Consider the following 607-nt stretch of genomic DNA (forward strand, 5'->3'; position numbering starts at 1 on the left):
TTGCGAAGGGGAGCTGGCCGGGGCTCAATTCCTGGGGGGGGAGGCCCTGGGGCCAAACGATACCCTTTTCTTCGCCCTACATACCGGAAGCGGCAATGCGCTCGGCGATACCATCGCCACCTCCCCCTCCCCCCAGTTCGGCCTCCTCCCTGGGATGCAGTACGGGCAGGCTTATTACATCTCTGCGGTGGCCACCAACATACTGCCGGGGGGCGCCCCGGCGCTCGAGAGCGCATGCCTCTCTGTGTCCATCGGCACGCCCGTAGCTTTCTACCCCCAGCCACAGGCCGCTTTCATGCCCGATACCGCTGTCTGCCCTGGGCAGCCCCTCGATATCGCTGTCTCCGGGCAGGGCGGGCTGGCCTTCGACATCTTCTATACTGAAAACGGGGCACCGCAGCAGGGCACCGCCCAGGCTCTGCCTTTCTCTTTCCCGTTCAACGGCAGCAGCAGCGCCACTTTTGTCCTCGACAGCATAACTGCAGCCGGGCCCGCAAGCTGTACCACAGTTGTCGGGGATACCCTCAATGTCACTATCCTGCAGCAGGCCTTCACCGATGTGCAGGAGGAGATCTGTGAAGGGGGGGGCATTTTCATCGCTGGGGCG

Annotated in this window: 1 protein-coding gene; it reads left to right on the forward strand. The window is 63.6% G+C overall.

All coding sequences use genetic code 11. The features are described 5' to 3' along the window. The coding region (locus FRY97_RS22635; protein ID WP_170254873.1) for a hypothetical protein at positions 1 to 607 on the forward strand (607 nt) is incomplete at both ends.

Source organism: Phaeodactylibacter luteus (genome assembly GCF_007993045.1).
Taxonomy (GTDB): domain Bacteria; phylum Bacteroidota; class Bacteroidia; order Chitinophagales; family Saprospiraceae; genus Phaeodactylibacter; species Phaeodactylibacter luteus.